This is a genomic window from Sphingomonas sp. FUKUSWIS1 (assembly GCF_000733135.1).
In the GTDB taxonomy this organism is placed as follows: domain Bacteria; phylum Pseudomonadota; class Alphaproteobacteria; order Sphingomonadales; family Sphingomonadaceae; genus Sphingomonas; species Sphingomonas aerolata.
In genome coordinates, this window is the sequence record NZ_JPJC01000242.1 from 69865 (window position 1) to 76575 (window position 6711).

Sequence of the window (6711 nt, forward strand, 5' to 3'; positions counted from 1 at the left end):
AGCTTGCGCACCGGATCCGCGGCGGCGGCAGGCTCGGTGCCCAGCGCCGCCGTGACGAGGGCGGCGAGCCCGAAGGCGAGAATGCGCATGCTGATGTCCTGTTGCCGACGCGGTTCGTGTCCGGCCAAGCTCTATCGCCACCGCGGCGGCGGTTTCAACTGCTAAGCGCGCGCGCCGCCGTTCCACGGATCGCAGCGCGGTTTTGCCGCTCCATCGTTGACGCCGTGGATGACGTTCGCCAAGCCACAGTCATGCCCGATCCACGCCCCGATAGCTGGCCCGACACCCGGCGCTGCCCCAACCCCAAGGTGGTCGTCACGCGCGAACTTGCCGATGCGGTCATGGACCGTATGGCGGCGCTGTTCGACACGACCAACAACCACGGCGATGCCAAGCTCAGCCGCGATCAGCTGGCCGCGGCGATGGCCGATTGCGACGTGCTGGTCCCGACCGTCACCGACGATATCGACGCCGCGCTGATCGCGGGTGCGGGCGATCGCCTTCGCCTGATCGCCAATTATGGCGCGGGCGTGAACCATATCGACCTGAAGGCGGCGCGGGCGCGCGGGATCATCGTCACCAACACGCCGGGGGTGCTGACCGAAGACACTGCGGACATGACGATGGCGCTGATCCTGTCGGTGCCGCGGCGGTTGGCGGAGGGCGAGAAGCTCGTGCGGTCCGGCGCATGGACCGGCTGGAGCCCCGGCGGGATGCTCGGCCACCGGATCGGCGGCAAGGCACTCGGCATCGTCGGGATGGGCCGGATCGGACAGGCGGTCGCGCGCCGCGCCGCCGCATTCGGCCTCTCGATCCACTATCACAATCGCCGCCGCCTGCCCGTCGCACTCGAACAGGCGCTCGGGGCGACGTGGCACGCCTCGCTCGACGACCTGCTCGGCGCGGTCGACATCGTGACGATCCACACCCCGCTCAACGCCGACAGCCGGGACATGATCGACGCGCGGCGGATCGCGCTGATGCGCCCGCACGTCTTCCTCATCAACGCCTCGCGCGGCGGGGTGGTCGACGAGACCGCACTGGTCGACGCGCTCGAGGCGGGCCGGCTCGCCGGTGCCGGGCTCGATGTCTGGCGCCACGAGCCGCAGATCGATCCGCGACTGCTCGCGCTCGATAACGTCGTGATGCTCCCGCACATGGGATCGGCGACGTTCGAGGGGCGGATCGCGACCGGCGAGAAGGTAATCCAGAACATCCGGATGTGGGCCGATGGCCACCGTCCGCCCGATCAGGTGCTCGAAGGCTGGGCCTGACGGCCGCTCCCCGTCCCCTTTCCCGTGCCCGGAACTGATTCCGCAGTGCGGCATTTGTTGGATACCCCCGGAGAGAAAAAGGAGTATCCCATGAAGAAGATTGCTGTTTCCGCGCTGCTGATCGCGTCCGCCGTGTCGATGAGCGCCTGTTCGACGCTCAAGGGCGCAGGCATTGGTGCAGCCGGCGGTGCGGGTGTCGCCGCGGCGACGGGCGGTAGCGTCGAAAAGGGCGCAGCGGTCGGTGGTGCCGGCGGCGCGGTGGTCGGCACGGTCGCCGACTGAAACGTCTGGCGCGCGCGGGCCTGAAGGTCCGCGCGTCGCCCCTCAAGTCACCGTGCGCGGATCCAGCCGGTCCGCTGAACGGTGCCCGTCAGGACCTTCGACCCGAACGCCTTGGCGACGGTCGCGGCATCCGCAATGTTCATCAGGACGATCCGTGTTCCGCCCGACGGCAGCGATTCGATCGCGCTGATCTCGGCCTTGTGCTTGGCGCACATCGCGACGGCCTGGGCCTCGGTGACGCGCACGTTCATCGCACGCGAAATGGGCGCAACATCGGCGCTGGGCGTGGTGGTCATCTGATAATCCCGGCAGGGAGCGGGAGCGCGATACGTCTCTCAGTCGTGGCTTGCCCGAATGAAGCGCCGCAATGCGTCCGGTATGCGCGCTATCCTGCCGATCGGCAACCTCGGCCGCCGCGTCAGACGCGTGTTCCGAGCAGTGCGAGCCCGAAGCCGACGAACACCGCCCCCGTCGCGCGGTCGAAGGCGCGCCGCAATGCCGGTCGCGTCAGATGCCGCGCGAGCGTCCGCCCGCTCATCGCATAGACCGCATACCAGAGGCTTTCGACCACTGCGAAGGTGACGACGAGGATCGCGAACTGCGGGCCCTGCGGCGCGGCGCGGTTGACGAACTGCGGCAGGAAGGCGGCTGCAAACAGCAGCAGCTTGGGATTGCTGATGCCGATCACGAACCCGCCGCGGAACAGCCGTGCGGCGGACATCGTGCGCGGCAGCGTGTCCGCGCCCAGATCGACCGGCCCGCCGGCACCGCGCCACGCCTTGATCCCCAGCACGATCAGATAGGCGACGCCGGCATAACGCAGCGCATCAAACACGCGCGGCCAGGCGGTCAGCAAAGCCGCGACCCCCGCCGCCGATGCCGCGAGGACGAGAACCAGCGCGGTCAGGCACCCCGCCATCGCCGCCAGGCTGCGCCGCGCGCCGAAGGTCATGCTGCGCGTCATGACGTGCAGCATGTTCGGCCCCGGTGTCCCGCACAACAGGATCACCGCGACCAGGAACACCGTCCACGCATGCAGCGTCATGCCTTTGCCCCCCTACCCTGACCGGCTCAGTCGCCGGTCAGGATCCGATCGACGAGCTGCCCGACGCTCGGCACGAACCCGTTGGAATAAAACGGGTCCTTCTTGAAGTTATACGCCGCATGGCCGGCGAACATCAGGTTCTGGTCGATGTCGCCGCCATGCGCGATATCCTGCAGCGTCTTCTGGATGCAGAAGCTGCGCGGGTCGGCGAGCCGCCCCGTCGAGTTGGTCTCGGTGTCCGCCCAGCTCGAGAAGGAGCATTGCGACAGACAGCCCATGCAATCCGCCTGATCCTTGCGGATCATGCCCTTTTCTTCCGGACCGACGAAGACCAGCGTGTTGTCCGGGGTCTTGAGCGCGTCCGTAAAGCCTTCGCCGAACCACTGGCGTGCGCGCAGCAGATCGTTGCGCGTCACCCAGAAATTCTTGCCCTTCACGCCGACGTCGAGCTGGAAGATGTGGTCGCCAGCCTCCTGCGTCGAAAACGCGATCTGGCGCTCGGACCGCGCCTCGAGGCTGCGCAGGAACGGGTTGCGCACCGCCGACGAATAGAAACCGGTCGGCGAGAATTTGTGCAGCAGCACATCGCCTTCCTCGATCTTCGTCAGCGCGTCCTTCCACCCCTGCGGGATCGGGCTTTCGCGCGTCAGCAGCGGGCGGGTGCCGAACTGGAACGCGATCGTGCCGAGCTCGGGATTGTCGATCCAGTCGTTCCAGTCGCGCAGATACCAGACGCCGCCCGCCATCACGATCGGCACGTCGTCCGAAATACCGCCCTCGCGCATTACGTCGCGCAGTTCCTTCACGCGCGGATAGGGATCCTGCGGCTTCAGCGGGTCCTCGGCATTCGACAGGCCGTTATGACCACCGGCGAGCCACGGATCCTCGTACACGACCGCGGCGAGCCACTGTGCCGCCTTCGAATAGGCGCGCTTCCACAGCGCACGGAACGCCCGCCCCGAACTGACGATCGGCAGGTAGCTGACGCCGTAGGACGCGGTGATCTCGCTGAGCTTGTAGGGCATGCCCGCGCCACAGGTGACGCCCGCCACCTTGCCGCGCGTCCGCTCGAGCACGCCGTGCAGGATCCGCTGCGCGCCGCCCATTTCCCACAGCACGTTAATGTTGATCGCGCCCTTGCCGTCGGCGATCTCATAGGCGCGCTCGACCTGCTGGACCGCACCGTCGATCGCATATTGGACGAGCTCCTCATGCCGGTCACGCCGCGTCAGCGCGGCATAGACCTGCGGGATGATCTTGCCCTCTGGATCGTAACTATCGGCATTCACGGCAGAAACCGTGCCGATGCCACCCGCGGCGGCCCAGGCTCCGGCCGACGCATGGTTGGTCGCCGCGACTCCCTTGCCGCCTTCCACCAGCGGCCACACTTCGCGACCGTTATAGACGATAGGCTTCAGGCCCTTGAACACGACGTCACCTCTCCCGGAAAATACGGCCCCCTATATCGCAAGGACGCAGCGTGCGAGCAAATTAAGACCTAGGTTAGCGCGCCGGGTCTGCCGAGCGCCTCTTCGTACAGCGCACGGTAGCGCGCGATCATCACCGATTCGTCGAATTCGGCCCGCGCGCGCCGCTGATTCGCCGCCCCGATCGACGCGCGCAGCGCGGGATCCGCGACCAGCGCCTGCAACGCATCGCGCAGCCGCACCTCGCTCGGCGCCTCGGTGATGAACGGCAGGTTTTCGGGCGCGACCATCCGCGCGACGTCGCCGACCGGATAGCTCGCGATCGGCAGGCCGGCGGCCATCGCCTCGACCACCGAAATCGGAAACTGCTCGCTGCGCGACGACAGAGCGAGGATGTCGAAATGCCCGATATAACGATAGGGCCGATCGAGAAATCCCGGCAGGACGAGCGTGTCGGCCATCCCCATCGCGGCGGCCGCCTGCGCGATCCGCGCGCGTTCGGGTCCTTCGCCGACGATCACCAGCCGCACCCGCCCCGACACGCCGCCGACCGCACGCACCAGTGCGGTGAGGTCCTTCACCTCGCGCAGACCCGCCAGCGCGCCGATGACGACCTCCTTCGCCTTCGGCACGAACCCCGGGATCGCCTTGGGTTCGGGCTTCTGCGCATAATAGGCGGTGCCGATGCCGTTCACGATCCGGTGCACCCGCTCGCGCGGCTGTTTCCAGGTCTTCAGCGCGATCGCCTCGAGTACCTCGGACGGGACCGCCAGCGCATGTGCCGCACCCAGCGCGAGCCGGCGATAGATGTTGCGCTCGATCTTCAGCCCGCCCGCCTCGTCGGCATTGAACCCGTCCTCGTGGTGGACCAGCGGCGGTGCGCCCTTGCCGAACGCGCGGCGCGCCATCGCCCCGTCGATCGCCCCCCAGTTATAGCTCAGCACCAGGTCGAACCGCCGCATATATTGCGCGATCGCCTCGTAGCGCGCGACCGACGGCTTGCCCGTCAGCGGCGGCGGGTTCTGCGCGATCTCGTAGCGGATCCCCTTGGCGATCGACGCCTGCGCGCCCAGCGCATCGGGCACGCCCGACACGATGGTATGCTTGGCGCGATCGCCGAACGCATTCATCAACCGCACCGCCCGCGCCTCCTTCCCGCCGAGGTCGAACGAGGAGTGGAGATGCAGGATGTTGACGGGTGCGGCCATGCCCGACGCGATGCCGATTTCCCGCCGGGGTTTCAAGGGAGCAGGCGCGCTGGATTGCTGTCAGCTTCCGCCCACTTGCGGACACTAGAAGCATAATTTCATGCCGTGCTATGATGCCGACAACGGAGGGGGGCGGACGGTGAAAACACTGGATGACTTGATCAAATGGGCGAACGAGCAGCGCAAAGAATCTCTGCGACAGGTCGATCTCTTCAGTAACGGCGGAGTGAAGGCACAGCTTGTCATGCCGGATGGCACTACGCAGGATATTACTGCCGGGGTGCTTTCGCATCAGAAAGCGAACGTAGATGCTTTCACCAGTCTTGTGTCAGCCTTGGAGAGGTAAGGTCCGCTCCCCACCAAAATACGCCACGAACCGCATCAGGCGGGCGGGTCGAACGCAGTCTTCGCGATGTGGGTGATCCGGCACGCCAGGTCCGCCTCGCCGCTCGCCACCACGTAGAAGTCGCCCGCGTCCGCAATGCCCGTCGTGAAGACGACATTGTCGACGTACATCTGGTCCTTGAGCGGTTCGGTCAGCGCGGGGTTCGCCTCGAGCAGCGGCGCGTGCTGGGTCGCGATCGTGATCGACGGGTCGCCCTTGTCGAGGATCGACCAATATGTGCGGTAGATGCCGACCACGCCCGACGGCTCGACGCCGTGCCACAGGCTCAGCCAGCCGCGATCGGTCAGGATCGGTGGTGTCCCGCCGCCCATCCGCGCGGTCGAGACCGTGGCGGCGTGAGGGCGGATGCCGGGCTTGTCATGCGGCTTCCAGTGGAGCGCATCGGGCGAGCGCGACAGGTTGATCGACGGCCCGGCGCGCCATTCGCTGCCCGGCGGATAGGCGAAGTACAGATCGCCGAGCGGCCGCGTCTGCGCCCAATATTGCCCGCCGATCAGCCCTTCGAAGATCAGCATGTCCTTGTTCTGGTGATCGAGCACGATCCCCTCGAGCTGCCAGTCGAGCGCATCGGCGGACGAATAAAGCGTGGTCGAATGCCGTTCCGGGCTGACCGAACAGGTCGTCATCAGATAACGGTCGCCGACCTTCGAGATTCGGGCATCCTCGACGCCGTAGCATTGGTAGGGTGTGCGCGGCGCGATCGCCTTGTCGTAATGGACCGCGACGACCGAACGGCCCTCGGCATCGAGCTCGACCGGCAGGAGCCAGGACAGCGAGGTCAGCGCCATCACCTTCCATCCGCCGCCGGGGATCAGGAATTTGCGTGGATCCTTGGTGTCGACCATCTGCAACGGCCACGCATCGCGCAGATAGGCGCCGTCCTGCCAGCGGATCGCATGGACGTTGCCGCCCTTGACCGGCTCGCGCAACGCCTCCGCCACGCGCACCATCAGCAGCAGATTGCCGTTCGCCAGCCGCGTCATCCCCGGATTGAACGCGCCGAGCACATAGGTCTCGGCCCCGACCTTGCCCGCCAGCGGCGAGCGCGACAGGTCGATGTCGGCGGGAG

The 6711-nt window shown here is 67.0% G+C and carries 8 protein-coding genes; 3 read left to right on the forward strand and 5 right to left on the reverse strand.

The window, feature by feature from the left end; genetic code table 11:
- Window positions 1-251 precede the first annotated feature (251 nt).
- Together sphsw_RS15190 and sphsw_RS15195 are read left to right on the forward strand one after the other, a co-directional pair.
- The gene (locus sphsw_RS15190) at window positions 252-1274 is read left to right on the forward strand and encodes a 2-hydroxyacid dehydrogenase (protein WP_031441352.1); all 1023 of its coding nucleotides are present in this window, start codon (window positions 252-254) and stop codon (window positions 1272-1274) included.
- 90 nt (window positions 1275-1364) lie between these two features.
- Complete coding sequence (locus tag sphsw_RS15195; protein WP_031395371.1) at window positions 1365-1556, forward strand: hypothetical protein; 192 nt, start codon at window positions 1365-1367, stop codon at window positions 1554-1556.
- 47 nt (window positions 1557-1603) lie between these two features.
- Here the strand turns inward: sphsw_RS15195 and sphsw_RS15200 are convergent, their stop codons facing one another.
- From sphsw_RS15200 to sphsw_RS15215, 4 genes are all read right to left on the reverse strand, one after another.
- Window positions 1604-1852 (reverse strand): hypothetical protein, encoded by a 249-nt coding sequence (locus tag sphsw_RS15200; RefSeq protein ID WP_197975206.1) that lies wholly within the window; start codon window positions 1850-1852, stop codon window positions 1604-1606.
- Window positions 1853-1974: 122 nt separating this feature from the next.
- Window positions 1975-2601, reverse strand: coding sequence for a LysE family translocator (locus sphsw_RS15205; RefSeq protein ID WP_031441353.1), 627 nt, complete (start codon window positions 2599-2601; stop codon window positions 1975-1977).
- Between the two features lie 26 nt (window positions 2602-2627).
- Complete coding sequence (locus sphsw_RS15210; RefSeq protein ID WP_031441354.1) at window positions 2628-4031, reverse strand: NAD(P)H-dependent flavin oxidoreductase; 1404 nt, start codon at window positions 4029-4031, stop codon at window positions 2628-2630.
- Between the two features lie 68 nt (window positions 4032-4099).
- Window positions 4100-5236 (reverse strand): glycosyltransferase family 4 protein, encoded by a 1137-nt coding sequence (locus sphsw_RS15215; protein ID WP_031441355.1) that lies wholly within the window; start codon window positions 5234-5236, stop codon window positions 4100-4102.
- A 139-nt stretch (window positions 5237-5375) separates the two neighbouring features.
- On the opposite strand from sphsw_RS15215, the gene sphsw_RS15220 reads away from it, so the two are divergent.
- Window positions 5376-5582, forward strand: a complete 207-nt coding sequence (locus tag sphsw_RS15220) for a hypothetical protein (protein ID WP_128082019.1) — start codon at window positions 5376-5378, stop codon at window positions 5580-5582.
- A gap of 35 nt (window positions 5583-5617) precedes the next feature.
- On the opposite strand, the gene sphsw_RS15225 is transcribed toward sphsw_RS15220, so the two are convergent.
- Window positions 5618-6711: glycosidase (locus tag sphsw_RS15225; protein WP_031441357.1), on the reverse strand; the 1094-nt coding region annotated here is incomplete at its 5' end.